Here is a 1,309-nt window from a genome sequence, read left to right on the forward strand (position 1 = left end):
GCAGTAGGGCGCGGGGCTTGCGGCGCAGGCTCTCGATCACGTGCCGGAAATCGATGCGCCGCAGCGCCCTCTGCCCTTTCTGGGCATGCAGTCGCGGCAGGGTCTCCACGAACTGGCTGCGCAGGAACAGATCCAGCCGGTCGTGGCGCAGATGCACCGTCAGCTGCTGGCCGATCAGCCGCGACGGGACGCTGTAGGTGACGGATCTCACCTCGATCGTGCTGGTGCTCCGCACCCGCGCCACCACAGGCTCGTAGTCGGCAAAGCGCTCCACCGGCAGGGGGCGCAGGTTCAGCCGCTCAATCTCCAGCTTCTGCTGCACGCTCGGCCGGTTGTTGAGGTCTGCGCTGACCTGCAACACCAATTGGCGGTACTCGGCCTCGGTGGCGAAATCCCTGCTGCCGCGCTGGATCAGCTGCTGCTCCAGACGGTGCTTCCAATGCCGGTGCGGGCCCTCAATGGCCCCGTTCTCGTGGGCAACGCCGCGGTTGTTGCGAGTGGCGATCACGCCCAGATGGGCGCAGAGTTCGCGGTAGCGGCTGGTGTAGTCGCCGGCGTAGCTGCCGTCGCGGTTGCGAAAACAGGCGCTGAGGCTGTCGGTGCGGTGCTCCGCCGGCACACCGCCGCAGAGGGCCAGGGCGTTCTGCAAGGCCTCGGCCAGGGCGACAAAGCTTTCGCCGCCGTGGATCACCGCCACGTGGCACCAGCCCGAGAACGGCAGGCGGAAGTGGAACAGCCGGTGATCCAGCACCGCACCGGCCACCGTGATCGGTTCGCCCTTGAGCACGGTGAAGTCCGAGATCCCCAGCACCCCGGCCCGGTGTTCCTGCAGGAACATCACCTCCAGAGCCGGACCGTGCAGAGCCCGCCACTGCTCGATGCGGCGCTGGAGGGTCCGCTTGCGTCGGTACCACTCCTGGCCTGGGAACGTCCGCTCCAGATGCAGCAGCAGCGTCTGGGGTTCGAGCTGCGGTGCCCTCTCCAGCATTGGCACCAGGATGCTGTCCCAGACCTCGGCGAGGGGATCGGCGCGGGTGCGCCAGTGGCGACCCCGCCGCTGCTGTTGCTCCTCGGGCTGCAGCTCACCCCGATCGATCCGCTGGGCGCTGCGAACCGAAATCCCCACCGCATCGGCCGCCAGCTGCTGGCTGAGGCCCTTGGCCCGTCTGGCCATGTACCGCTCCTTGATCCGCAACGACAGAGGGGCGGGCATCGCGGGGCTCCAGACCAGCATCGGAGCCCTGTTGTCGCGTCCTGAGACCCGCCTATGTAGTTGCGCGGTCCCGCCTATCTAATCGTCGCCGAACAG

General features: G+C 68.0%; 1 protein-coding gene. It reads right to left on the reverse strand.

Annotation, left to right across the window (positions count from 1 at the left end; genetic code table 11):
- Nucleotides 1-1,213, reverse strand: a 1,213-nt coding sequence (istA, locus tag KBY95_RS16235) for an IS21 family transposase (RefSeq protein WP_254966325.1), incomplete at its 3' end; no start/stop codon positions are given.
- Between the last annotated feature and the right edge of the window lie 96 nt (nt 1,214-1,309).

It is taken from the genome of Cyanobium sp. Aljojuca 7A6 (assembly GCF_024346455.1).
In the GTDB taxonomy this organism is placed as follows: domain Bacteria; phylum Cyanobacteriota; class Cyanobacteriia; order PCC-6307; family Cyanobiaceae; genus Cyanobium.